The following is a 24,276-nucleotide window of genomic DNA, read 5'->3' on the forward strand; positions in this document are numbered from 1 at the left end:
CCGGACGGCCGTGCGGCCGTGGTTCATGAGCCGGACAGCCGGAAGTCCAGGGCCGTGCACCGGCGTCCCGCGGACACCGTACGCACCGCCTGGCCTATGGCCTTGCGCGAACCGACGAGGACGACCAGCTTCTTGGCCCGGGTGACCGCCGTGTAGAGCAGATTGCGCTGGAGCATCATCCACGCGCCCGTGGTCACCGGGATCACCACCGCCGGGTACTCGCTGCCCTGGGAGCGGTGGATGGTCACCGCGTAGGCGTGGGCGAGCTCGTCGAGTTCGTCGAATTCGTACGGCACCTCCTCGTCCTCGTCCGTCCGCACCGTCAGACGCTGCTCGACCGCATCGAGCGAGGTGACGACGCCCACGGTGCCGTTGAAGACGCCGTTCTCGCCCTTCTCGTAGTTGTTGCGGATCTGGGTGACCTTGTCCCCGACCCGGAAGACCCGGCCGCCGAACCGCTTCTCGGCGAGGTCGGGGCGGCCGGGGGTGATGGCCTGCTGGAGCAGGCCGTTGAGGTGGCCCGCGCCGGCCGGGCCCCGGTGCATGGGAGCGAGGACCTGGATGTCCCGGCGCGGGTCGAGCCCGAACTTGGCCGGAATCCGCCGGGCCGCCACGTCCACGGTGAGCCGCCCCGCCTCCTCGGTGTCGTCCTCGACGAACAGGAAGAAGTCCTTCATGCCGTCGGTGACCGGGTGCTGCCCGGAGTTGATCCGGTGCGCGTTGGTCACCACCCCGGACTGCTGGGCCTGGCGGAAGACCCGGGTGAGGCGGACCGCCGGGACCGGGCCGCGGTCGGCGAGCAGATCGCGCAGCACCTCGCCCGCGCCGACGCTCGGCAGTTGGTCGACGTCGCCGACGAAGAGCAGATGGGCACCCGGGGGCACCGCCTTGACCAGCTTGTTGGCGAGGAGGAGGTCGAGCATGGAGGCCTCGTCGACCACCACCAGGTCGGCGTCCAGCGGCCGGTCCTTGTCATAGGCCGCGTCACCGCCCGGCTTGAGCTCCAGCAGCCGGTGCACGGTGGAGGCCTCGGCTCCGGTCAGCTCGGCGAGCCGCTTGGCGGCACGGCCGGTGGGCGCGGCGAGGACCACCTTGGCCCCCTTGGCGCGGGCCAGCTCCACGATCGAGCGGACCGTGAACGACTTGCCGCAGCCCGGACCTCCGGTGAGCACGGCGACCTTCTCGGTGAGCGCGAGCCGGACCGCCGCCTCCTGCTCGGGGGCCAGCTCCGCGCCCGTGCGCCCCTTCAGCCAGGCCAGGGCCTTGTCCCAGGCCACGTCGTGGAAGCCGGGCATCCGGTCCCGGTCGCTGCGCAGCAGGCGCAGCAGCTGCGCGGAGAGCGAGAGTTCCGCGCGGTGGAAGGGCACCAGGTAGACGGCCGTCACCGGGTCGCCGCCGTCCGCGCCGGGGACCTTCTCCCGTACGACACCGGGGTCCTCGCCCTCTTCCGCCGGCGCGGCCAGCTCGGCCAGGCACTCGATGACCAGGCCCGTGTCGACCTGGAGCAGCTTCACCGCGTCCGCGATCAGCCGCTCCTCGGGGAGGTAGCAGTGGCCCTGGTCGGTGGACTGGGACAGGGCGTACTGAAGGCCGGCCTTCACGCGCTCCGGGCTGTCGTGCGGGATGCCGACGGACTGGGCGATCTTGTCGGCGGTGAGGAAGCCGATGCCCCAGACGTCGGACGCCAGGCGGTAGGGCTGGTTCTTCACGACCGAGATCGACGCGTCGCCGTACTTCTTGTAGATACGGACCGCGATGGAGGTGGACACCTCGACGGTCTGGAGGAAGAGCATGACCTCCTTGATCGCCTTCTGCTCCTCCCAGGCGTCGGCGATCCTCCCGGTGCGCTTGGGGCCGAGCCCCGGGACCTCGATGAGCCGCTTCGGCTCCTCCTCGATGATCCGCAGGGTGTCCAGTCCGAAGTGCTGGGTGATGCGGTCGGCGAAGACCGGGCCGATGCCCTTGACCAGGCCGGAACCGAGATAGCGGCGGATGCCCTGGACGGTGGCCGGGAGCACCGTCGTGTAGTTCTCCACCGTGAACTGCTTGCCGTACTGCGGGTGGGAGCCCCAGCGGCCCTCCATGCGCAGCGACTCGCCGACCTGGGCGCCGAGAAGCGATCCGACGACGGTGAGCAGATCGCCGGCGCCCCGGCCGGTGTCCACCCGGGCGACCGTGTATCCGTTCTCCTCGTTGGCGTACGTGATCCGTTCGAGCACGCCTTCCAGCGTGGCCAGTCGCCGCTCGCCGGTCTGGGCGGCCCCCGCCTGATTGGACATGATCCGACGGTACCGCCCGCCTCCGACAGCGCTCCGGGGCTGTGGACAACTCACCCGGTCGGCGCGCGAAAGCATTCGAGGGGCCCGGTCCGTCGACCGGGCCCCTCGGCTTTCCCCTCCGTATCAGAACCCCCGCGATCCCCCCAGATCCCCCTCCAGAAGTCCTGATGCCACGTACGACCCGCGAAGTCGCGGAAGGGTTGCACGGCTTCCGGAATTTTTTCCGGCAGCCCTTTCGACGTGAACCGTCACGTGACGCGACCTGCGTTGAACAGGCCTGTGGCACATGCCAGGCGCACTAAACACCTCCGACGGGGATTGCATCACTTGTAGTGAAACCCGCAGGTCAGAAGGGTAATTGGGGAGGATCGCCGCCAATAATGTGGACGTCCCCCCACTCCTCCCACAAGGAGCGCAACCATGTCCGAGAGCACCGAGCCCGAGATCGGCCCGTTCACGATCGGCGATCCGCTTGCCTCACCCGACAACCCGGTCGAGGTACCGGACCGCGACGACGAGTGGCCCGTCACCAAGGGCTTCACCTGGGTCTTCCTCGGCGACGGCAACAGGGAGCTCACCCGCCCGGTGATCATCGCCGACGGCTTCAACCACGGCGAGAGCGACCTCAAGAAGCTCTACCAGTTCCTGGAGGGCGAGCAGTACGGCTTCATCGGCGAGCTCCGCCGGCGCGGCATGGACGTGATCCTGCTGGGCTTCAAGAACCGCACGGCGTCCGTCCTGGACAACGCCGAGGCCGTACGGGCAACCGTCCTGGAGAGCATCGCCCGCCGTGTCGGCAACCACCGGCTGGTCGTGGGCGGCTTCAGCATGGGCGGGCTCGTCACCCGCTACGCCCTGGCCAGGATGGAGAGCCGGGGCGAGGACCACCAGACGGGGGTGTACTTCTCCTACGACACCCCGCACCGCGGCGCCTCGATCCCCATCGGGGTCCAGTCGTTCTCCTACCTGCTCCCCCGGGGCCTCGACCTCAAGCCCCACCCCTTCACCCAGCAGATGGACAGCCCGGCCGCGCGGCAGATGCTCTGGCAGCACTACGACAACAAGACCGGGAAGACCGGCGTCGCCCCGGAGCGCGAGGCACTGCTGACCGAACTCGACCGGGTCGGCCGGTGGCCACAGATCCCGCTCAAGGTGGCCGTCGCCAACGGCCGCGGCGACGGCGTGGGGCTGCCCGAGATCGAGCCCGGTGAGGTCGCGCTGCGACTCGACGTCCGCTACCCCGGCACCACCTTCTACACCCAGGCCCAGGGTGACGACGTGACGGTCGCCTACCTGAAGCGGACGTTCCCGGCGACCGAGAAGACCATCACCACCAACGGCTTCCCCGAGCTGGACGGCGCACCGGGCGGCACGCTCGCGACGTACGGGATCCTCGCCCAGTCGATCGAGGAGGCGGGCGGGGAGGCCGATCTGCGGCACGCCGAGGTGTGCTTCGTCCCCTCGGTGAGCGCGGTCGACATCCTGGACTTCGAGAAGCAGGCCGACCTGTACGCCGAGGTCGACGGCCTGGACCCGGGCAGGAGCGGCCTGGACGCGTTCCTCTGTTCCTCCACGACGACCGCGCACACCCTCCCGACCGAGGAACTGTGCACCTGGCTGATGGACCACTTCGAGAAGTGACCGGCATACCCGTCGCCCGTCTCTCCACGGGCGGGCGACGGCCCCTCCCATCACCTCCTCGGATCGGGTCCGGGACCGGGGTCCCGGGCCTGATCCGAGGTCCCGCTGTCACCGGACCACGTGCTCCACGAACCGTGCCGCCGTCTCCGCCAGCACCTCGCGCCCGTCCCGGGCCCACAGGTCCTCGTTGAAGAGTTCGACCTCGATGGGTCCGGTGTAGCCCGCGGCCTCGACCAGGCCGCGCCACACGCGGAAGTCGACCGAGCCGTCGCCGAGCTGGCCGCGGCCGTTGAGGACACCCTCGGGAAGCGGGGTGGTCCAGTCGGCGAGCTGGAAGGTGTGGATGCGGCCCCCGGCTCCCGCGCGGGCGATCTGGGCGGGAGCCGTGTCGTCCCACCAGAGGTGGTAGGTGTCGACGGTGACGCCCACCTGATCGGCGGGGAAGCGCTCCGCGAGGTCCAGGGCCTGGGCGAGGGTGGAGACCACACAGCGGTCGGCCGCGTACATCGGGTGCAGCGGTTCGATGGCCAGGCGCACGCCGCGGGAGGCCGCGTACGGGCCCAGCTCGGCGAGCGCGTCGGCGATGCGCTCGCGGGCGCCGTGCAGGTCCTTCGAACCGGACGGCAGACCGCCGGAGACCAGCACGAGGGTGTCGGTGCCGAGGGTCGCGGCCTCGTCGACGGCCGCCCGGTTGTCGTCCAGGGCGCGCTGCCGCTCCCCCGGGTCGATCGCCGTGAGGAAGCCGCCCCGGCAGAGGGTGGTGACGGAAAGGCCCGCGTCGTGGACGAGTTTCGCGGTGGCGTCGAGGCCGTACGAGCGCACGGGCTCGCGCCAGAGACCGACGCCCGGGATGCCCGTCTCCCCACAGGCTTCGACCAGCTCGGGCATCGACAGCTGCTTGACCGTCATCTGGTTGACGGAGAATCGGGCGAGGCTGCTCATGGGGTCACTCCGTACAGGGCCAGCAGGGTCTTCATACGTGCCTCGGCACGTTCCGGGCTCGGGAACAGGCCCAGTCCGTCGGCCAGTTCGTAGGCGCGCGCGAAGTGCGGCAGCGAACGCGCCGACTGCAGGCCGCCCACCATCGCGAAGTGCTCCTGGTGACCCGCGAGCCAGGCCAGGAAGACGACGCCCGTCTTGTAGAAGCGGGTCGGGGGCTGGAACAGGTGCCGGGACAACTCGACGGTGGGGTCGAGGAGTTCACGGAAGCCCTTGACGTCGCCCGTGTCCAGGACCCGTACGGCCCGGGCGGCCGCCGGACCGAGCGGGTCGAAGATGCCGAGCAGTGCGTGGCTGAAGCCCCGCTCGTCGCCGGCGATCAGCTCGGGGTAGTTGAAGTCGTCGCCGGTGTAGCAGCGGACGCCGTCCGGGAGGCGGTGGCGCAGCTCGACCTCCCGGCGGGCGTCCAGCAGCGAGACCTTGATGCCGTCCACCTTGTCCGGGTGGGCGGCGATCACCTCCAGGAACACCTCCGTCGCCGCGTCCAGGTCGGGCGACCCCCAGTAGCCCTCCAGCGCCGGGTCGAACATCGGACCCAGCCAGTGCAGGATCACCGGGTCGGCGGCCTGGCGCAGGAGGTGGCCGTAGACGTCGAGGTAGTCCTCGGGGCCGGCGGCGGCCGTGGCGAGGGCGCGGGAGGCCATCAGGATCGCCTGTGCGCCCGACTCCTCGACGAGGGCGAGCTGTTCCTCGTAAGCGGCCCGCACCTCGTGGAGCGTGGCCGGGCCCGTGAGCTGGTCCGTCCCGACGCCGCAGGCGATCCGGCCGCCCACGGCCCTGGCCTCGGCCGAGGACCTTCTCACGAGTTCGGCCGCCCCGGCCCAGTCCAGGCCCATCCCCCGCTGGGCGGTGTCCATCGCCTCGGCGACACCGAGGCCGTGCGACCACAGATGGCGCCGGAAGGCGAGGGTGGCGTCCCAGTCGACGGCGGCGGGCGCGTCGGGCGAGACGTCCGCGTACGGGTCGGCGACGACGTGCGCGGCCGAGAAGACCGTACGGGAGGCGAGGGGCGCGCCGTCGGGAAGGACGGCGAGGGGGTCGGTGCGCGGCTCGTAGGTCCGCAACCGGCCGTCGGTGCACGGGAGTCGGATGGTCACAGGGCGATCTCCGGTACGTCGAGACGGCGGCCCTCGGCCGAGGACTTCAGGCCCAGCTCGGCGAGCTGCACACCGCGGGCGCCGGCGAGGAGGTCCCAGCGGTAGGGGGCGTCGGCGTAGACGTGCCGCAGGAACAGCTCCCACTGGGCCTTGAAGCCGTTGTCGAACTCGGCGTTGTCGGGAACCTCCTGCCACTGGTCGCGGAAGGAGTAGGTCGCCGGGATGTCCGGGTTCCAGACCGGCTTGGGCGTCGAACTGCGGTGCTGGACGCGGCAGTTGCGCAGCCCGGCGACAGCCGATCCTTCCGTGCCGTCGACCTGGAACTCGACGAGCTCGTCGCGGTTGACGCGCACGGCCCAGGAGGAGTTGATCTGGGCGACCGCGCCGCCCTCCAGCTCGAAGATGCCGTAGGCCGCGTCGTCGGCGGTGGCGTCGTACGGCTTGTCCCCCTCGTCCCAGCGCTGCGGGATGTGGGTGGCGGTGAGCGCCTGCACGGAGGTGACGCGGCCGAAGAGCTCGTGCAGGACGTACTCCCAGTGCGGGAACATGTCGACGACGATCCCGCCGCCGTCCTCGGCGCGGTAGTTCCAGGAGGGACGCTGGGCCTGCTGCCAGTCGCCCTCGAAGACCCAGTAGCCGAACTCCCCGCGGACGGACAGGATCCGCCCGAAGAAGCCGCCGTCGATGAGCCGCTTCAGCTTGAGCAGGCCGGGGAGGAACAGCTTGTCCTGGACGACACCGTGCTTGATGCCGGCGGCGTGCGCGAGGCGGGCCAGTTCGAGCGCTCCGTCGAGGCCCGTGGCGGTCGGCTTCTCGGTGTAGACGTGCTTGCCTGCGGCGACGGCCTTCCTGATGGCCTCCTCGCGGGCGGACGTCACCTGGGCGTCGAAGTAGAGGTCGACGGCCGGATCGGCGAGGACCGCGTCCAGGTCCGTCGACCAGTGCTCGAGGCCGTGCCGCTCGGCGAGCTCCTTCAGGGCGCGCTCGCGGCGGCCGACGAGGACGGGCTCGGGCCACAGCACGGTGCCGTCGCCGAGGTCGAGGCCGCCCTCGTCCCGCAGGGCGAGAATCGAGCGGACGAGGTGCTGGCGGTAGCCCATGCGTCCCGTCACGCCGTTCATGGCGATACGCACCGTCTTGCGTGTCACGTCATTCCCTTCGTACGCGTCAGGCGCCGCGCACGCTTACAGGTGAGCGTGACAGCAAGCGCTTTCTATTGCTGAGAAGCTAGCCTCTGTGCAGCGGTCTGGACAAGACCACCGCAAAGACGAGTTGTTCGAGGGGGCGAACAACGGGGGCCGATGGCCGTATGGTCTGCACGGACCCTGGCCACGGGAAGCGGCGCACTCGGCCTTCGACTCCGTGTTCGACGCCGTACGACGAGGCATGACCAGGCACGACGACGTACGAGACGTACGAAGAGGTACGACGAGATGCGCGACCGGAGGACGACGAGATGACGGTGACCCTGGCGGACGTGGCGGCCCGCGCGCAGGTCTCTCCCGCGACGGTGTCGCGCGTACTGAACGGGAACTATCCCGTGGCCTCCTCCACGCGCGAGCGGGTGCTGCGCGCGGTGGACGAGCTGGACTATGTGCTGAACGGGCCCGCGAGCTCGCTGGCCGCGGCGACCTCCGACCTCGTCGGCATCCTGGTCAACGACATCGCCGACCCCTTCTTCGGGATCATGGCGGCCGCGATCCAGTCGGAGATCGGCGGCCCCGGGGGGCGCGCGGGCGGGGAACGGCTCGGCGTCGTGTGCAACACCGGCGGCTCCCCGGAGCGCGAACTCACCTACCTCACGCTCCTGCAGCGCCAGCGCGCCGCCGCGGTCGTGCTGACCGGCGGAGCCATCGAGGACGCAGCCCACGCCTCCGCCGTCGCCGCGAAGCTGCGCAGGCTGACGGAGGCGGGGACCCGGGTCGTGCTGTGCGGGCGGCCGCCCGCGCCCGAGGCGCCGGAGGCGATCGCGCTCACCTTCGACAACCGCGGCGGCGGCAAGCAGCTCACCGAGCATCTGATCGGCCTCGGCCACCGGCGGCTCGGCTACATCGCGGGCCCCGAGGAACGCACGACGACCCGGCACCGTCTGGAGGGCCATCGCGCCGCGCTCGGCGCCCACGGCATCGAGGACGACCCGCGGCGCACCGTGCACGGCCGCTACGACCGCCGCTCCGGTTACGAGGCGACGCTCGAACTCCTGCGCCGCGACCCGTCGTTGACGGCCGTCGTGGCCGCGAACGACACCGTGGCGCTGGGCGCGTGCGCGGCCCTGCGCGACTCGGGTCTGCGCATCCCGGCCGACGTGTCCGTCGCGGGCTTCGACGATCTGCCGTTCAGCATCGACGCCGTGCCCGCCCTCACGACCGTACGGCTCCCGCTCTCCGAGGCGGGCGCCCGCGCCGGGCGCATCGCCATGGGCCGCGAGGAGCCGCCGCCGGGCGGGATCGCTACGGTGCGTGGGGAGTTGATGGTGCGGGGGTCCACCGGGGTTCCCCGGGACTGACGTCCGCTGCCCCGGGGGCCTGGGGGTTCCGGGGCCCGGGGGTTCCGGGGCCCGGGGGTTCCCGAAGGGGTCGAGTTTCCGGGGGCTCGGGGTTCCCGAGGGTTCCGGGGTTCCGAGGGGTCGAGTTTCCGGGCTCGGGGTTCCCAAGGGGGTGGGTTCCGGGGGTTCCAGGGCACACAGGTTTCCGAGCGCCCCCGGGCCTACCTGCCCGTCCCTCGGGTGGGCCCACGTTGATCTACGGCGCGCTGGGAGTCCAGGGCGCCGGGCCGGGCCCGGCGGGCGGAGCCGAACGAGCCGGGCCGCGAGGCGGACCGGAGCGCGGCACAGGCCGGAACGCGAGGCGGACCGGAACGCGGCACAGGCCGGAACGCGAGGCGGACCAGGGCACGGCACAGGCCGGAACGCGAGGCGGACCAGGGCACGGCACAGGCCGGAACGCGAGGCGGACCAGGGCACGGCACAGGCCGGAACGCGAGGCGGACCAGGGCACGGCACAGGCCGGAACGCGAGGCGGACCAGGGCACGGCACAGGCCGGAACGCGGGGTGAACCGGAGCGCGGGCGGGCCGGAACGCGGGGCGGGCGGCGCCGGGCGGGCTGTGGGGTGGGGCGAGCTGCCGCGGGGGCCGGGCTGCGGACCGCCTGAACCGCTTTACGAGCCGCTCGCCGGTCCCCGGGATGGAGCGGACGGACGGCAGCCCAATGGATGGAGCGGACGGACGGCAGCCCGGCGCCGGCGCCTGCTGGGCGGATCGGGGTGTGGTCGGGGGTAGGCGGTGCGCGGTCGGGGGTTCTATGCTCGAGGCGGGCAGTACCTCTGACTGAGTCAGCCATCCGGGCCGAACGGGCCACCGTGCTCATCCAGAGCAGACCTCCGGGGCCGATCATGACCGTCCAGGACATCCGCTCCTTCAACCGCTTCTACACGAACGTCATCGGCGCGCTCGACTACGGCCTCCATCTCTACGCGCCGTACACGCTGACGGAGTCCCGCGTCCTCTACGAACTGGCGCACACGCCCCGGACGGACGCCGCCGACATCCGGGCCGAACTCTCGCTGGACTCGGGCTATTTGAGCCGGATCCTGAACCGGTTCGAGCAGGACGGGCTCCTCGAGCGCACCGCGTCCGAGAAGGACACGCGACGCCGGCGGATCACGCTCACCACGCGCGGCCGGGAAGCCGCCGCGCTGCTCGACGAGCGGGCGCGCCAGACGGTGGGCTCACTGCTGGCGACCGTGCCCTCCGCCGACCGGCCGCGGCTCGCGGAGGCGCTGCGCACGGTGCGGACACTCCTGGGCGACGGGCGGGCCACGCCCGGCCGCGAGGACGTCGTCCTGCGCGAACCGGGCCCCGGCGACCTCGGCTGGATCGTGCAGCGCAACGCGGCGCTGTACGCGGCCGAGTACGGCTGGAACACCGACTACGAGGGCCTGGTCGCGAGGATCGTCGCCGACTTCGCCGAGGATCACGACCCCCACCTGGAGCGGGTGTGGATCGCCGAACTCGACGGGCGGCCCGTCGGGTGCGTGATGTGCGTACGGGACGACGCGCCCGGCACGGCCCGCCTGCGTCTGCTGCTCGTCGAGCCGGAGACGCGGGGTCTCGGCATCGGCGACCGTCTGGTCGGGGCCGTCACCGGCTTCGCGCGCGGCGTCGGCTACCACGAGCTCGTCCTGTGGACCAACGACGTCCTAGCCGCCGCCCGCCGCCTGTACCAGCGCCACGGCTTCGTCCTGGTCGCCGAGAAGCCGCACCGGTCCTTCGGCGTGGACCTGGTGGGCCAGGACTGGCGGCTGGACCTGCGCGCCGGCCCGGAGTGACGCGGCCCGCGTGTCCGACGTGGGGGCGGGTGCGGGGGGTCGGCGCGCCCCCCGCGCGACACGGGCGACCCCTGTGGCCGTGTGGGCCCACCCCGTAGGGTCCGGCCCATGAAGCTGGCGTTCTCCACTCTCGGTGTCCCCGGGCTCCCCGTCGCCGACGTCGTGCGGCTGGCCGTCGTCAACGGCTACCAGGGGGTGGAGCTGCGGGCGCATCCGGAGGAGCCCGTGCATCCGGGGATCGGAACGGACGAACGGGCCGCCGTGGCAGCGGAGTTCGCGTCGGGCGGGATCGAGGTGCTCGGGATCGCCGGATACGCGCGGGTGGCGGCACCGGGGGACGACGCCCCCGTCCTCGCCGAGATGCGTGAACTCCTCGAACTCGCCCGGGACTTGAACGCCCCCTTCGTCCGGGTCTTCCCGGGCGGCGACCCCGGGAGCGGCGCCGGGGAGGCGGACGCGACGGCCGCGCGACGACTCGGCACCGCAGCCGAGTACGCCGCCGATCTCGGGGTGCGCATCCTGCTGGAGACCCATGACTCGCACCGCACCGGGGCGGACGCGATCCGTGTCCTCGGCCTGGTCGGCCATCATCACGCGGGCTCGCTGTGGGACGTGATGCACACCTGGCTGGGCGGCGAGAGTCCTGCGCAGACCTTCCCCGCGCTGTCCCCGTTCCTGGGGTATGTGCAGGTCAAGGACATCGCGTCGGCCGAGGACACGACCCCGGTGCCGCTCGGCGAGGGGGTTCTGCCGCTCGGCGCGTGCGTGGACGCACTGGTGCGCGGCGGGTGGGACGGGTGGCTGTGCTGGGAGTACGAGAAGCGGTGGTACGAGGGGGCGGCGCCGCTGGACACACTGCTGGGCCCGGGACGTGAGCACCTCACCGGCCTGCTGAGCGAAGCCGCATCACAGAGTTAACCCAAAACCCATGGCGCGAAGCTGCTCAAGCAACCTCGGCACGAGACCATCCTCCTTCAAGTGACTTGTTCTCAGCTGGAGTTGGCACATATGCAAGGCACAGTGGAAGGCTTCGGATACGGGGCGGTGACCCCGGTGGCCTCCTACCTCATCGCCTGTCTGGGCAGCGCTCTGGGGCTGCGCTGCGTCGTCCGTTCCCTGAACAACCGGCAGTCCTGGAAGCCCGGTTGGCCGGTGCTCGGGACGGCGACGATCGGCTGCGGCATCTGGACCATGCACTTCATCGCGATGACCGGCTTCCGGGTCCAGGGGATCGGGATCGACTACGACGTCCGCCTCGCGGCGCTCAGCCTCGCCGTGGCGATCGCGGTGGTCGGCATCGGCGTCTTCACCGTGGGATACCGCGGCGCCACCAACACCACCCTGACCGCCGCCGGGATCTTCACCGGACTCGGCGTGGCCGCCATGCACTACCTCGGCATGGCGGCGCTCCAGCTGAACGGGTACCTCCGGTACGACTGGTTCACGGTCGCGCTCTCCGTACTCATCGCGGTCGTCGCCGCGACCGCCGCGCTGTGGGCCGCCGCGTCGTACCGGGGCTTCCTGGCCGCCCTCGGCGCCAGTCTCCTCATGGGCGTCGCCCTGACCGGCATGCACTACACCGGCATGGCGGCCGTCGGCGTGCACCTGCACGGCGCGGCCGGCGCGTCGTACGTCAACGGGTCGTACGGCGGTGACTCGCCGGCCTCTGCCTTGCTCCCTCTGCTCATCGGCCCGGTCGTCTTCCTGATCCTGGCCGGAGTGGTGGTGATGTTCGATCCCCAGCTCGTCCTCGGCGACGGGGACTGGAGCCGGGCGGCCCCTCGTCGGCGCGCCCTCGCGGCCACCACGCCCGAGAACCCCGCGGCGCGCCCCCGGCAGTCCGACTCCCTGTTCGATCCGCGGGACCGGCCGACGGGCCGGCACACTAGCCCGCGCGGGCGGTGAGTTCCGCCGTCCCGTCGAGGCACCAGTCGAGCACGGCGGGCCACGGTCCGTACCCGGCGTCCAGGTCGAGATGCGCCGCCCCGGCAAGCATCCGCGTCGGTACGCCCAGGGGGTCGCCGTAGACGGTGTCGGCGCCCTCGGGGCAGTACGGGTCGTCGTCGCCCGCGACCAGCCGGGTGGGGCCGGGAAGCGTGAAGTCCAGCTCGGCCAGGGCGAACGCGGCGATCTCCGGCAGCCCCGCGAGGACCGAGGCGGACGGCGGGGCGACGAGCAGCACCCGGTCGACGCCGGCGGGACCCGGCAGCCCACGGGCGGCGGCGTGCAGCCACAGCACGGCCGAGGCGCTGTGGGCGACGACCACCCGCTCGGCACCGGCCAACGCGTCCAGATGACGGGCCACTTCCGTCAGCCACACCTCCAGGTCCGGGTCGTCGGGGTCGGGCAACTGCGGGTAGACGACGTGCTGGCCCAGTTCTCGGAGCCGGCCGGCGAGCCAGTGCTGCCAGTGGCCCTCCGGACGGTGGTTCTGCCAGCCGTGCAGGATCAGGAAGGCGCGCGGGCGTTCCGCGAGGTCATCGGTGTCGCGCGTGTTCACGGGCGTGTTCGTGGGCGTGCTCATGGGCCGATGGTTCACGATGCCCGGTCTTTCGGTCCAGTTAATCTTTCCTGGTGGAACAGGTAAGCGAGACCTTCACCGTCGACCTGCGTCGCCTCGCCGTGCTGCGCGAACTGCGGCGCCGCGGCAGCCTGGCCCGCACCGCGCAGGCCTTGCATCTGACCCCCTCGGCGGTCTCGCAGCAGATCGCCGCGCTGGCCCGCGAGCTGGGCGCACCGATGACCGAGCGGGCCGGCCGCGGTGTCCGGCTGACCGGGCAGGCGCAGCTCCTGCTGGCACACGCCGATCTGATCGCCGCCCAACTGGAGCGGGCGCGCGCCGATCTGGCGGCCTACGACGGGGGCGGCCGCGGGTCGGTGACGATCGGCTGCTTCTCCAGTGGCATCCTCGGCCTCCTCCCGGACGCGCTGACCGCGCTGGCCGAGCGGCTCCCGCACGTCCGGATCGACGTCGTCGAGGCGCAGCCGCCGGACCTGTTCACGGCGCTGGACGCCGGGCAGCTCGACCTCGCCGTGGCCGTCGACTTCGCGGCCGCGCCCCCGCACACGGACCGGCGCTACCACCGCGTCGACGTGCTCCGGGACGTCCTGGATCTCGCCGTACCGGCCGGCCACCGCCTCGCGGACCGCGAGCGGGTGGCGCTGCGGGAGCTCGCCACCGAACCCTGGATCGTGGGCGACGCGCGCAGTTGCTGCGGTGCGGTGACCCGCTCGGTCTGCGCCGCCGCCGGTTTCACGCCGGACATCCGGCACGCCGTGGACGACTGGGGTGCCCTGGCCGCCCTCGTCGAGGCGGGCCGGGGGGTGGCGCTGATCCCCCGGCTCGTCCGCCCGCTGTACGCCCACCGCCGGCTCGCCCTGCCGGCCATGCGGGGGACGCCACCGTCCCGGAACGTCTTCGCCGCCGTCCGCGCGGGCGCCGAGTCGGACCCGGTGCTGACCGCCGTACTCGATCAACTGCGGTCCACAGCGGCCGACTTGTTCGGGTGAATGCCTCGCCGGGGGTGCCGCCCTACCGCACCGTCGCCCCGGCCGCGCGGGCCGCTCTGCGCACCCGCTCGGACAGCCGGTCCCGGCACGCGGGCCACTCCGCCGCCGTCACCGAATAGATCGCGGAGTCCCGCAGCAGACCGTCCTCGCCCGGCGCCCAGGAGCGCGACCAGTTGCGCAGGACACCCTCCGGGCGGGCGCCGGTGCGCTCGATCGCGGCGCGGGAGCGGGAGTTGCGGGCGTCGGTCTTCAGGTCCACACGGGAGACGCCCCACTCCTCGAAGGCGTGCCGGAAGAGCAGGAGCTTCGACTCGGCGTTCACGCCCGTGCCCTGCGCGGAGGACGCGAGCCAGGTGAAGCCGACCTCGACGGCGTCGAGCCGGTCGTCCGAACGCCAGCACCGCGGCTCCCAGTACGCCGTGGCGCCGACCACCCGTCCGGAGACGAGGGACACCTGCGCGTAGGGCGCGAGCATGCCCGTCGCGGCGCGGGCGAGCTGCGCGTCGACGTAGTCCCCGATCTCGTGGGCCCGGGGCACCCAGGTGAACGCGTACGAGTCCCGGTGCTCCTCCGCGGCCTCGGCGAGGCCGGCCGCGTGCCGGTGGCCGAGCGGCTCCAGCCGTACCAGCGCGCCTTCGAGAACCGGCCCCTTCATCTGGAAACCCAACGCCCCGCACCCCTTCGCCGACCGGTATGTGTCCGCTGCGATTCCTATGCGGTGGGGGCGGCGTGTGTCCAGCGGTTATACGTGCTCGACGGTGCCGGCGTGCCGGGCTCGCTCGGCGGCCAGGACGGTGAGGTGGCTGGTCAGGGACTCGCGCGGGCCGGACTTCACCAGGTCGGGGTTCCCGGTGGCGACGGCGGCGACGAAGGAGTCCATCAGCCCGGCGTCGCCGCCCCCGTGGCCGCCCGCCGCGTCCATGCCGCCCATGCCCGCGAGGTCGACGGCCTCCTCGGTCCGGGTCAGGAAGTCGTAGACGCTCACGCTGCCGCCGTCGCCGCGCAGTTCGCCCCGCGTCCCGAAGATCCGGGTCCGGCGGTCGGCCTGTTCGGTGAAGGCGGTCATGGTGAAGGTGGCGGTGGCCCCGGAGGCGAACTCCATCGACACCACCTGATGGTCGACCACGTCGTTGTCGCAGGCGTACACGCACCGCCCGTAGGGGCCCTCGCGCAGGGCGGTCTCCAGGGCCTCGGGGGTGAAGTCGTCGACCAGCACGCTGAGCGGCCAGTGGTGTTCGCCGCGGGCGAGCCGTTCTCCGTACTCGCGCCGGGCGGAGTAGGGGCAGGCGCTCTCCACCGCGCAGTCCAGGCAGCGGTCGGCGGCGCCCTCGGGCCTGTTCTCGGGCCGGAAGTGCGAGAGCCGTCCGAAACTGGAGACGCGGACGGGGGGTTGCCCGAGGATGTACTGCAACCAGTCCAGGTCGTGACACGACTTGGCCATCAGCATGGACGTCGCCCGGTCCGTACGGCCCCAGTTGCCGCGGACGAACGAGTGCGCCTGGTGCCAGAAGCCGACGGGTTCCAGGTGCTGGACGTTGACGACGTCACCGAGGCGGCCGGAGTCGACGACCTCCTTCACGGCGCGGGTGTACCGGGTGTAGCGCAGGACGTGCCCGACCGCGAGGATCACCCCGGCCTTCTCCACCGCGTCGACGATCCGCCGGCACTCGTCCTCGGTCAGGGCCATCGGCTTCTCCAGCAGGATGTGATAGCCGAGGGATGCGAACTCCAGTACGGGTTCGAGGTGTTCACGGTCGAGGGTGCAGATCAGCACGGCGTCCGCGATCCGGCCGCGGGCGGCCAGCACCCGCCAGTCGTCCACCGCGGCGTCCGGTTCCAGGGCGTGGGCGGCCGCGAACCGGTTCCGCCGGGTCTCCCGCGGTTCGGCCACGGCCACCACCTTGGCCCGCTCCGGGCTGTCCAGGGCCCAGCGCGCGTGGCCGGTGCCCCGGTCTCCGGCACCGACGACGGCGAGTGTGACAACGGAGGCGACGGAGGACATCTGTGGACCGCTTTCCCAGTCGGGTCGCAGGCGCGGTTGGCGCCGTCCGTCGCGAAGCTAGCCGCCCGGGATCTCCGCGACAAGACGCCCGCGGCGCCCACCGGTACGGCTCAGCCGTCCTCTCCGGCGGCCGCCCACGCCCCGAACACCTCGTGGAAGGCCGGGAACGTCTTGCGTACGCATCCGGGGTCGTCGAAGCCGATGCCCGGGGTGCGCAGCGACGTCACCGCGAAGGCCATGACGACGCGGTGGTCGCCGTGCGTCGTGATCTCGGCGGCGGCCGGGGTGCCCGGGTGGATCTCGATCCAGTCGGGACCGGTCTCCACGCGGACGCCGAGCCGCCGGAGGTTCTGCGCGCAGGCCTCCAGCCGGTCGCACTCCTTGACCCGCGTGTTGGCGACGTCCTCGATCCGGACCGGGCCCGAGGCGAAGGGCGCGATGGCGGCGAGCGTCGGCATGGTGTCGGAGATGTCCCGCATGTTGACAGTGAGACCGCGCAGTTCACCGGTGCCGCGCACCGTCGTGCGGTCGGGCCCGCTCTCCACGTGCGCGCCCATCCGGCGCAGGACGTCCACGAAGCCGAGGTCGCCCTGGAGCGCCCGCGCGCCGAGGCCGTGGACGGTGACCTCGCGGCCGGTCAGGGCGGCCGCCGCGAAGAAGTAGCTCGCGGTGGAGGCGTCGGGCTCGACGGGGTAGGTGGTGGCCCGGTAGCCGCCGGGTGCCACCTCGAAGACGTCGCCCTCCACCCGTACGTCCGCCCCGAACGCCCGCATCATCGCGAGGGTGATGCCGACGTACGGCGCGGAGACCAGGTCGGTGACCTCGATGCGCAGGCCCTTGCGGGTCAGCGGGCCGAGCAGGAGGAGGGCGGTGAGGTACTGGGACGACTGACCGGCGTCGAGGGTGACCGTGCCGCCCTCCACCCCGGACGCCGCGATGCTCAGCGGGTGGTGGCCCTCCGCCTCCTCGTGCCGCAGCTCCACGCCGAGGTCGCGCAGCGCCTGCGACAGGGGTCCCAGCGGGCGGCGGCGCATCTGTGCGGAGGCGTCGAAGCGGTAGGTGCCGTGGCCGGCGGCGGCGAGCGTCGGCAGGAAGCGGGCCGTGGTCGCGCCGTCCCGGCAGTACACGTCCGCCCGGGCCACCGCCGGACCCTGCGGGCGGCCGTCGATGTGCCAGGTGTCCGGGGTCCGGCCGACGCGGTAGCCGAGCCGGGTCAGGCCCTCCGCGAAGCCCTCGGTGTCGTCCGAGCGGAGCGGGCGGACGAGGCGGGTGACCCCGTCGGCCGCCGCCGCCAGGAAGAGCGCGCGGGCGGTGATGGACTTGGAACCGGGAATGTCGACAACGGCCATGCGGTCATGCTGACGTCCCGACCCGCTCCCGCGCTGGAGCGTCCGCCGACTGGACCTTCCGTGGCGCCCGCGAGGTGAGTGCCACCCCGCCCACCAGCAGGGCCGCCGCTCCCCACCGCAGCGGGCCGATCGGCTCGCCCAGGAACAGCGCCGCCGCCGACATCCCGAAGACCGGGACGAGGAGCGAGAAGGGCGCGACCGTGGACGCGGGGTGCCGGTGCAGCAGCCAGCCCCAGGCGCCGAATCCGAAGACGGTGGTGATCCAGGCGACGTAGACGACGACTCCGGCGCCCTGCCAGTCCAGGGCGCGCAGGGCGTCGAGGCCGCGGGAGGGGCCCTCGGTGAGCAGGGACAGGCCGAGCAGCGGGAGGACGGGGACGGTGCTCACCCACACCATGAAGTTCAGCGGGTCGGGCGGGGACGCCTTGCGGGTGAGGACGTTGGACAGGCCCCAGCAGGCCGCCGCCGCGATGACCAGGGCGAAGGCGCCGAGGGGGCCGGCCGTGCCCTCGTCGACGGCGGCCAGGCCCACTCCGCACAGGGCCACCGCCATGCCGCACAGCTTGACGCGGGTGGGGCGTTCGCCGAGGAAGGCGAAGGCGACGATCGCGGTGAAGACGGCCTGGATCTGGAGCACGAGGGACGACAGTCCGGCGGGCATCCCCGCGTCCATGCCGATGAACAGCAGCCCGAACTTCGCGACGCCGAGGGCGAGTCCGACCGCCACGATCCACTTCCACGCGACCTTGGGGCGGCCGACGAAGAACACGGCGGGCAGGGCCGCCACCAGGAAGCGCAGGGCCGAGAAGAGCAGGGGCGGGAAGTGGTCGAGTCCGACCTCGATGACGGTGAAGTTCACGCCCCAGACGGCGGCGACGAGGACGGCGAGGCTGATGTGGGCGGGTCGCATGCGTCGAGCATCCGACGCCCCCACCATGTAGCACCAGCGCGAAAATCTGCATGGATGGATGAAGCAACGCTTACGTAAGCTGGGAGGTGAGCGATGCCGCGACCAGGGAGGCCCCATGCTCGATCTCCAGCGCCTGCGCGCCCTGCACGCCGTCTCGGTGCACGGCACGGTCGGCGCCGCCGCGGCCGCGCTCGGCTACACCCCGTCCGCCGTGTCCCAGCAGATCGCGAAACTGGAGCGGGAGACCAGGACCGTCCTGCTGGAACGGCGCGGACGCGGTGTCCGGCTCACCGAGCAGGCCGAACAACTCGCCATCACGGCACAGGAGTTGCTGGCGATCGTGGAGCGGGCGGAGACCGAGCTGGAAGAGCGCCGGGGGATGCCGGCGGGGCGGCTGACGGTGGCCGCGTTCGCCTCGGCGGCGCGCGGTCTGATGCCCGCCGTCCTGGCCGATCTGGCCGCGCGGCACCCGGCCCTGGACACCCGCCTGACCGAGGTCGACCCGCATCTGTCCGTCGACCTGGTCGCCAAGGGCGCGGTCGACATGGCCGTCGCGCACGACTGGGACATCGCCCCGCTGCCCGCCCCGCCGGGGGTGGAGCAGGCGGTGATCGGGGACGACCTCTGCGATCTGCTGGTACCCGCCGGGCACCCGTTCGCCGGGCGGTCCTCCGTACGGCGGGAGGAGCTGGGCGGTGAGCGGTGGATCTGCCAGCCACCGGGGCGGGTCTGCCACGACTGGCTGGTCCGCACGCTGCGCGAGGCGGGCCACGAGCCGGACATCGTCCACCAGGCCGAGGAGAACCCGACCCTCGTCGCCCTCGTCGCCGCCGGCCTCGGCATCGCCCTCATCCCGCGCCTCGGCCGGGGCCCCCTGCCCACCGGCGTGGTGGAAGTACCGCTGGACCCCCTCCCGGTCCGCCGCCTGTACGCGCTGTGGCGCTCCGGGGCGGCGCGCCGCCCGGCCATCGCCGAAACGGTCCGCACCCTCCGATCACACTGGCCGACGGTGTCGGCGCACGCTTGAGAAGGCCCACCGTCCTCATCGACCTCAGCCGCACCGACTTCCGGCGATCCCCCGGATCCGGGGAACCCGGGCCCCTCCCGCTTCGTCCCATCCGCATGCTGCCGGATGAGTCACCGCAGTGCGGTGTCGGCTTCGCTGCTGGCTGCGATCGCTGACCAATCCTCTCCGCCGCCTGCGGCCGGCAGCACGCCGTCACCGGCGCGCCCCCCTCCAACTGCGCCGGTGACGGCCCCTTCCCGGATACTGTGCACACCCTTGACTGGAAGAAACTTCCCGGATATTCGTGACTCCTCGGAAGTTTCCTTCACGAGGGAAGGAGCGCTTGTGCGCGACTCCAGCACGGGAAGCACCGCAAGACCGTCCGGACCAGCCGAGCCGGACAGACCGTCAAGACCCTCCCGGCGTACGGTTCTCGCCGCCACCGCGGGCGTCACGGCCGCGCTGGCCGCGGGCTCCCCCGCCCAGGCGGCCGGAGCCGGCCCGCACGGCGACAAGGCACTGCGCGCCCTCATCTCCCGTATGACCCTGGAGGAGAAGGTCGGCCAGCTGTTCGTGATGCGGGTGTACGGCCATTCGGCCACCGCGCCCGACCAGGCCGACATCGACGCCAACCTCAAGGAGATCGGCGTCCGCACGGCCGCCGAGCTCATCGCCAAGTACCGCGTCGGCGGGATCATCTACTTCGCCTGGGCGCACAACACCCGCGATCCGCATCAGATCGCCGCGCTGTCGAACGGGATCCAGCGGGCTTCGCTGGAGCAGCCGCGCGGGCTGCCCCTGCTCATCTCCACCGACCAGGAACACGGGATAGTGGCTCGGGTGGGCAAGCCCGCGACGCTGTTCCCGGGCGCCATGGCGCTGGGCGCGGGCGGCTCGCGGGCCGACGCCCGGGAGGTGGGCCGCGTCGGCGGCGCCGAACTGCGCGCGCTCGGCATCCGCCAGGACTACTCCCCCGTCGCCGACGTGAACGTCAACCCGGCCAACCCGGTGATCGGTGTCCGCTCCTTCGGTGCCGACCCGGACGCGGTGGCGGGCCTGGTGGCGGCCGAGGTGAAGGGCTATCAGGGCTCGGGGGTCGCGGCCACGGCCAAGCACTTCCCCGGCCACGGCGACACCGCCGTCGACAGCCACTTCGGCTTCCCCGTCATCACCCACAGCCGCGATCTGTGGTCGACCCTCGACGCGGTGCCCTTCCGGGCGGCGATCCGCGCCGGCATCGACTCGATCATGACCGCGCACATCATGGTCCCGGCGCTCGACCCGGCCGGCGACCCCGCGACCCTCTCGCACCCGATCCTCACCGGCATCCTGCGCGGGGAACTCGGCTACGACGGGGTCGTGGTGACGGACTCGCTGGGCATGGAGGGCGTCCGCACGAAGTACGGCGACGACCGCGTCCCCGTCCTCGCCCTCAAGGCCGGTGTCGACCAGCTCCTCAACCCGCCCGACCTGAACGTCGCGTGGAACGCGGTGCTGAACGCCGTACGCGGCGGCGAGCTGACCGAGGCCCGCCTCGACGAGTCGATCCTGCGTGTCCTGCGGCTCAAGTCGAAGCTCGGGCTGCTGACCGACCCCTACGTCCGTGACGCGGGCGTCGACCGTGTGGTGGGCACCCCGGCGCACCTCAGGGCGGCCGACCGGATCGCGGAGCGCACGACCACGTTGCTGGTCAACAAGGAGGGGCTGCTCCCGCTGTCCCGGCGGCGCACACCGAAGGTGCTGGTGGTGGGCGCCGATCCCGCCTCCCCCTCACTGTCCGACGGGCCGCCCACCACCGTTCTCGCCGGTGCGCTGACCGAGCTGGGCTTCACGGCGACGGCCCTGTCCACGGGTACGGCACCGTCGGCGGCGACGATCGCCAAGGCCGTGGCGGCGGCGGCCGACGCGGACGCGGTGGTCGTCGGGACGTACAACGTGACGGCGACCGGGTCCCAGAAGACCCTGGTCGAGGGCCTTGTCGCCACGGGTGTCCCGGTGATCGCCGTCGCCATCCGCAATCCGTACGACGTCGCCCAGCTCACCGGCGTCGGCGCCTGTCTGGCCGCCTACTCCTGGACCGACGTCGAACTGCGCGCCGCCGCCCGGGTGATCGCCGGCCGGGTCGACCCGCGGGGCAAGCTGCCGGTTCCGGTGCAGCGGGCGGACGACCCGGCGCAGGTGCTGTATCCGATCGGGTACGGGTTGACGTACTAGCCGTACGCAGCCCACCCCGCGCTCCACCCCCAAGTGAGCCAAAGGAAGCCGCGTGTCTGGCGTGTGCCCGCCCCGGCGGGTCACGCTGGGCCGGGGGTTGGGGGGAAGCCATGCGGGCCAGCTCGGTGTGTCGGCGTTCCGGGGGAATGGTGTGCGCTCTGCTGCTGGCCTCGGCCGCCCTCGCGGGCTGCGACCGCTGGTCCGGCTCGGGCGCCGAACCCGGCCCGGCCCCGGTCTCGACGCGCCCCTCCGGCTACGGATCGGTCTTCCTCGCCCGCGACGAGTGCAGCTCCTTCGGCACGACCAGCTTCACGGAGGTGCCCTGCACCAGTGAACGGGCCGCCGCCCGGGTGGTCGCCCGCTACGAAGGCAAGGTCACGGACGGCCCGTCCTGCCCGGCGACCACGGACTTCGTCCTGCACATCAGCGAGTCCGGGCCGGCCTCCGACGAGGACGGCGACGGCGCCGTCCCGCGGGGCTACGCCTGCATGCGCAAGCTCGAACCCCCGCACCCCGGAGACCCGGGCGGCGGCGGAGGTCCCCGCACCGTCGTCGGCGACTGCGTCTACGGCGCGGGCCGCGGGCAGGTCCGGGAGACGGCGTGCGACGGCACCGGCAGGAAGCGCCCGGAGTACAGGGTGACGTCGGCGGTCACGGCCCGCTCCCAGTGCCCGTCCGCCACGGAGCTCTACGTCGAACTCGGCGGTACCAGGCCGGTGGGCTGCGCCCGCCCGCTGTGAGCCGGGGGCGGACGCAGCCGGGACGCTACGGACGCAACGTCATGTCGCGTTCGGCGTCACGCCGGTCCAGCTTCGCGTCGAACGTCGCGAGCGGCCTGGCAGCCGACGGGTTCGCCTGGACCGTCGCGGAGGCGACACCCGCCCAGTCGAGGATCCGGGCGGTGGCGAGCGCCTTCTGGTCGGCGACGAGCCCCGCGACATTGGCGCCGTGGTTCAGGCCCGGCGCCGTGAAGACGTACGCGTCGCGCGCCCCGGAGCCGAGGCGGAAGCGCTCGGCGCCCCACGGGTCGTTCTGGCCGTAGACGAACAGCATGTGGTGCGCGTGGTGGCGGACCCAGCCGTCCACGTCACGCATCGCCGACGGCCGGAACTTCATCGGGATGGAGCGCGGCACGAAGTTCCGCGGGGGCTGGTAGCCGTAGCGGAGGTACTTCTTCTCGATGTGCGGGAAGTGGATCGTCGGCGCGCCCAGCTGGGTGCCCGCCTGGTAGTAGTACGGGGTGTACGGCTCAAGGCCCTGGTCGGTGTAGAAGGAGAAGCCGGAGATCGTGTCGACGGAGGTCCAGATCTCGTCGTCGGTGGCGGACTTGGCGTCCGCCGGGATCGCCTCGCAGTCCGCCAGCAGGCTGTACTGCCAGAAGCCCCACACGTAGTCGAGGACGACCGCCTCGTACGCCTTGTCGAGGCTGCCGACGGTGGTGAAGGTGTAGCCGTTCTCGGCGGCGTACGCCGCGTACTTCTCCTCCAGCGGCTCCCTGCGCACCAGGGCCTCGCGCTGCACGGCGTTCAGCTTGTCGCGGCATTCCTTGGTGCCGACACCCGCGAAGAAGCGGTCGTACGCCGAGTCCTCGTCGTTGACGACGTCGTTGGGCGCGACATAGGCGACGACTCCGTCCATGTCGCGCGGGTAGAAGCGCTCGTAGTACGTGGCGGTCATGCCGCCCTTGGAGCCGCCGGTGGAGATCCACTTCTTGCCGTAGACCGGCTTCAACGCCTGGAAGATGCGGTGCTGGTCGCTGGCCGCCTGCCAGATGTCGAGCTTGGACCAGTCGGCCGGGTCGGGCCGGGACGGCGTGAAGAAGCGGTACTCCATCGAGACCTGGTTGCCGTCCACGATCTGGGTCGGCTCGCGTCGGCTCGGGGTGGTGGAGACGTTGTAGCCGCCGGTGTAGAAGACCGTCGGACGCGCGGTGTCCTTGTGCAGCACCGTGATGCGCTGCTGGAACGTGCCTTCGGACGGGTGCCGGTGGTCGATCGGCTGGGTGTAGTTCAGGACGAAGAACCGGTAGCCGGTGTACGGCTTCTCCTGGATCAGGCTCATGCCCGGGATCGCGAGAAGCCGGTCCAGGATGTCCTCGTCGGTCGTGCCGGCGGTACCGGTGGTACCGGTCGTGGCGGTGGCCTCCGGCTGAGCGGCGGTGGCCGCCCCGGCCGTGCTCATCGTGCCTATCAGCACGGTGAGCGCCAGCAGCCATCTGAGCGCCTTGCGCATGCACCCTCCCCTGGGAATACGCAGATGTCCGCCGGAACCTAGCGGAGCAACTCCCGTGACACCAGGGGTTCTTGGGCCAACGCTGTGGACTTTCGGTGAAGCGGCGGAGGATGCCGGACCGGCCGGCGGCGTCGGGACGCGAGGGATTCCGCGGGCGTACGGCTCAGCAGAGGATCCAGCCGGAGCTCATCGAGCCCGAGCCGACCGAGCCCTTGATCCGGACGCAGCGGTGGCCCGCGTACACGGTCACCGGGCCCGCGTGATGGGCGAAGTGCCCCGAGTCGATCACCGGCCGGCCGCCCCGCGCCTGCACGCTGACGGACATCCGCTTGCGGGAGCCGTGCGCCTTGGGGAAGGTCACGGCGCAGACATAGCCGCCGCGCTTGTACACGTGCACGGAACCGGTCGTGAAGGGCAGGGTGCGGACCTTGCGGCCCGAGCAGGAGGAGGCGGCGGCCTGGGCGCTCCCCGGGCTCGCGAGCGCGAGCAGCCCGGACGCGGTCAGCACGGCCACGCCGAGCGCCAGCCGTCGGCGTATCGCACCACTGTCCACTGTCGTCCCTCCCGCAGCAATCAGCGTACTGGTGTACGGACGCAGGACGTACGGCGGATGGTTGCGCACTGCGGGGACACCTCTGTCGATCCTCGCTTCACTCGTGCGAGGTTTTTTCCTTTTTCAGGGCAACCGTGCCTGTTTACCCGGAGTCCAA

Annotated in this window: 20 protein-coding genes; 9 read left to right on the forward strand and 11 right to left on the reverse strand. The window is 72.2% G+C overall.

The window, feature by feature from the left end; genetic code table 11:
* Positions 1 to 23: 23 nt before the first annotated feature.
* The gene (locus OG788_RS17965; protein WP_351553089.1) at positions 24 to 2,279 is read right to left on the reverse strand and encodes an ATP-dependent RecD-like DNA helicase; all 2,256 of its coding nucleotides are present in this window, start codon (positions 2,277 to 2,279) and stop codon (positions 24 to 26) included.
* Positions 2,280 to 2,699: 420 nt separating this feature from the next.
* Here OG788_RS17965 and OG788_RS17970 point away from each other — a divergent pair, with 420 nt between their 5' ends.
* Complete coding sequence (locus OG788_RS17970; protein WP_406371994.1) at positions 2,700 to 3,920, forward strand: esterase/lipase family protein; 1,221 nt, start codon at positions 2,700 to 2,702, stop codon at positions 3,918 to 3,920.
* Positions 3,921 to 4,028: 108 nt separating this feature from the next.
* On the opposite strand, the gene OG788_RS17975 is transcribed toward OG788_RS17970, so the two are convergent.
* From OG788_RS17975 to OG788_RS17985, 3 genes are read right to left on the reverse strand one after another with little or no spacing between them, the layout of a single operon-like run.
* Positions 4,029 to 4,862 carry a sugar phosphate isomerase/epimerase family protein gene (locus tag OG788_RS17975; protein ID WP_406371996.1) on the reverse strand — a complete coding sequence of 278 codons (834 nt, stop codon included), beginning with the start codon at positions 4,860 to 4,862 and terminating at the stop codon, positions 4,029 to 4,031.
* Positions 4,859 to 6,016, reverse strand: coding sequence for a dihydrodipicolinate synthase family protein (locus OG788_RS17980; protein WP_406371998.1), 1,158 nt, complete (start codon positions 6,014 to 6,016; stop codon positions 4,859 to 4,861). Before OG788_RS17980 ends, OG788_RS17975 begins: the two co-directional genes overlap by 4 nt.
* Complete coding sequence (locus OG788_RS17985; protein WP_351542112.1) at positions 6,013 to 7,164, reverse strand: Gfo/Idh/MocA family oxidoreductase; 1,152 nt, start codon at positions 7,162 to 7,164, stop codon at positions 6,013 to 6,015. The genes OG788_RS17980 and OG788_RS17985 overlap by 4 nt, the downstream gene beginning before the upstream one ends.
* 308 nt (positions 7,165 to 7,472) lie before the next feature.
* On the opposite strand from OG788_RS17985, the gene OG788_RS17990 reads away from it, so the two are divergent.
* The 4 genes from OG788_RS17990 (at position 7,473) to OG788_RS18005 (ending at position 12,248) form a co-directional block, all read left to right on the forward strand.
* Positions 7,473 to 8,522, forward strand: coding sequence for a LacI family DNA-binding transcriptional regulator (locus OG788_RS17990; protein WP_351542111.1), 1,050 nt, complete (start codon positions 7,473 to 7,475; stop codon positions 8,520 to 8,522).
* Between the two features lie 885 nt (positions 8,523 to 9,407).
* Entirely contained in the window at positions 9,408 to 10,343 is a 936-nt protein-coding gene (locus OG788_RS17995) for a GNAT family N-acetyltransferase (protein ID WP_406372001.1), read from the forward strand.
* Positions 10,344 to 10,451: 108 nt separating this feature from the next.
* Entirely contained in the window at positions 10,452 to 11,261 is an 810-nt protein-coding gene (locus tag OG788_RS18000) for a sugar phosphate isomerase/epimerase family protein (RefSeq protein ID WP_406372002.1), read from the forward strand.
* A gap of 90 nt (positions 11,262 to 11,351) precedes the next feature.
* Positions 11,352 to 12,248: an MHYT domain-containing protein gene (locus OG788_RS18005; RefSeq protein ID WP_406372004.1), complete on the forward strand. Its 897-nt coding sequence runs from the start codon at positions 11,352 to 11,354 to the stop codon at positions 12,246 to 12,248.
* On the opposite strand, the gene OG788_RS18010 is transcribed toward OG788_RS18005, so the two are convergent.
* The gene (locus OG788_RS18010; RefSeq protein ID WP_406372006.1) at positions 12,229 to 12,867 is read right to left on the reverse strand and encodes an RBBP9/YdeN family alpha/beta hydrolase; all 639 of its coding nucleotides are present in this window, start codon (positions 12,865 to 12,867) and stop codon (positions 12,229 to 12,231) included. The genes OG788_RS18005 and OG788_RS18010 overlap by 20 nt on opposite strands.
* Positions 12,868 to 12,917: 50 nt before the next feature.
* Here OG788_RS18010 and OG788_RS18015 point away from each other — a divergent pair, with 50 nt between their 5' ends.
* Entirely contained in the window at positions 12,918 to 13,853 is a 936-nt protein-coding gene (locus OG788_RS18015) for a LysR family transcriptional regulator (protein ID WP_406372008.1), read from the forward strand.
* Positions 13,854 to 13,875: 22 nt separating this feature from the next.
* Here the strand turns inward: OG788_RS18015 and OG788_RS18020 are convergent, their stop codons facing one another.
* From OG788_RS18020 to OG788_RS18035, 4 genes are all read right to left on the reverse strand, one after another.
* Positions 13,876 to 14,508 (reverse strand): GNAT family N-acetyltransferase, encoded by a 633-nt coding sequence (locus OG788_RS18020; protein WP_406372010.1) that lies wholly within the window; start codon positions 14,506 to 14,508, stop codon positions 13,876 to 13,878.
* An 87-nt stretch (positions 14,509 to 14,595) separates the two neighbouring features.
* Positions 14,596 to 15,855, reverse strand: coding sequence for a Gfo/Idh/MocA family protein (locus OG788_RS18025; RefSeq protein WP_406372012.1), 1,260 nt, complete (start codon positions 15,853 to 15,855; stop codon positions 14,596 to 14,598).
* 110 nt (positions 15,856 to 15,965) lie between these two features.
* Entirely contained in the window at positions 15,966 to 17,204 is a 1,239-nt protein-coding gene (gene aroA / locus OG788_RS18030; protein WP_406372014.1) for a 3-phosphoshikimate 1-carboxyvinyltransferase, read from the reverse strand.
* Positions 17,205 to 17,208: 4 nt separating this feature from the next.
* On the reverse strand, positions 17,209 to 18,114 hold the full coding sequence (locus OG788_RS18035; protein WP_406372016.1) for an EamA family transporter: 906 nt from the start codon (positions 18,112 to 18,114) through the stop codon (positions 17,209 to 17,211).
* 115 nt (positions 18,115 to 18,229) lie between these two features.
* On the opposite strand from OG788_RS18035, the gene OG788_RS18040 reads away from it, so the two are divergent.
* From OG788_RS18040 to OG788_RS18050, 3 genes are all read left to right on the forward strand, one after another.
* Complete coding sequence (locus tag OG788_RS18040) at positions 18,230 to 19,141, forward strand: LysR family transcriptional regulator (protein ID WP_406372018.1); 912 nt, start codon at positions 18,230 to 18,232, stop codon at positions 19,139 to 19,141.
* Positions 19,142 to 19,465: 324 nt separating this feature from the next.
* Complete coding sequence (locus tag OG788_RS18045; protein WP_406372020.1) at positions 19,466 to 21,334, forward strand: glycoside hydrolase family 3 protein; 1,869 nt, start codon at positions 19,466 to 19,468, stop codon at positions 21,332 to 21,334.
* Positions 21,335 to 21,444: 110 nt separating this feature from the next.
* Positions 21,445 to 22,074: a hypothetical protein gene (locus tag OG788_RS18050; RefSeq protein WP_406372022.1), complete on the forward strand. Its 630-nt coding sequence runs from the start codon at positions 21,445 to 21,447 to the stop codon at positions 22,072 to 22,074.
* A gap of 25 nt (positions 22,075 to 22,099) precedes the next feature.
* Here OG788_RS18050 and OG788_RS18055 read toward each other — a convergent pair whose 3' ends face one another.
* Both OG788_RS18055 and OG788_RS18060 read right to left on the reverse strand, forming a co-directional pair.
* Entirely contained in the window at positions 22,100 to 23,566 is a 1,467-nt protein-coding gene (locus OG788_RS18055) for a S28 family serine protease (RefSeq protein ID WP_406372023.1), read from the reverse strand.
* Positions 23,567 to 23,729: 163 nt separating this feature from the next.
* Entirely contained in the window at positions 23,730 to 24,119 is a 390-nt protein-coding gene (locus OG788_RS18060) for a hypothetical protein (protein ID WP_356748376.1), read from the reverse strand.
* Positions 24,120 to 24,276: the final 157 nt, after the last annotated feature.

Origin of the sequence: Streptomyces sp. NBC_00647, assembly GCF_045207245.1 — a bacterium.
Classification (GTDB): domain Bacteria; phylum Actinomycetota; class Actinomycetes; order Streptomycetales; family Streptomycetaceae; genus Streptomyces.

Coding starts and splice junctions, on each gene's coding strand:
- OG788_RS18025 (WP_406372012.1), bottom strand. CDS start 15,855: ATGTCCTCCGTCGCCTCCGTTGTCACACTCGCCGTCGTCGGTGCCGGA.
- OG788_RS18005 (WP_406372004.1), top strand. CDS start 11,352: ATGCAAGGCACAGTGGAAGGCTTCGGATACGGGGCGGTGACCCCGGTG.
- OG788_RS18055 (WP_406372023.1), bottom strand. CDS start 23,566: ATGCGCAAGGCGCTCAGATGGCTGCTGGCGCTCACCGTGCTGATAGGC.
- OG788_RS18035 (WP_406372016.1), bottom strand. CDS start 18,114: ATGCGACCCGCCCACATCAGCCTCGCCGTCCTCGTCGCCGCCGTCTGG.
- OG788_RS17990 (WP_351542111.1), top strand. CDS start 7,473: ATGACGGTGACCCTGGCGGACGTGGCGGCCCGCGCGCAGGTCTCTCCC.
- OG788_RS17995 (WP_406372001.1), top strand. CDS start 9,408: ATGACCGTCCAGGACATCCGCTCCTTCAACCGCTTCTACACGAACGTC.
- aroA (WP_406372014.1), bottom strand. CDS start 17,204: ATGGCCGTTGTCGACATTCCCGGTTCCAAGTCCATCACCGCCCGCGCG.
- OG788_RS17970 (WP_406371994.1), top strand. CDS start 2,700: ATGTCCGAGAGCACCGAGCCCGAGATCGGCCCGTTCACGATCGGCGAT.
- OG788_RS18050 (WP_406372022.1), top strand. CDS start 21,445: ATGCGGGCCAGCTCGGTGTGTCGGCGTTCCGGGGGAATGGTGTGCGCT.
- OG788_RS18010 (WP_406372006.1), bottom strand. CDS start 12,867: ATGAGCACGCCCACGAACACGCCCGTGAACACGCGCGACACCGATGAC.
- OG788_RS18000 (WP_406372002.1), top strand. CDS start 10,452: ATGAAGCTGGCGTTCTCCACTCTCGGTGTCCCCGGGCTCCCCGTCGCC.
- OG788_RS17975 (WP_406371996.1), bottom strand. CDS start 4,862: ATGAGCAGCCTCGCCCGATTCTCCGTCAACCAGATGACGGTCAAGCAG.
- OG788_RS18020 (WP_406372010.1), bottom strand. CDS start 14,508: ATGAAGGGGCCGGTTCTCGAAGGCGCGCTGGTACGGCTGGAGCCGCTC.
- OG788_RS18040 (WP_406372018.1), top strand. CDS start 18,230: ATGCTCGATCTCCAGCGCCTGCGCGCCCTGCACGCCGTCTCGGTGCAC.
- OG788_RS17965 (WP_351553089.1), bottom strand. CDS start 2,279: ATGTCCAATCAGGCGGGGGCCGCCCAGACCGGCGAGCGGCGACTGGCC.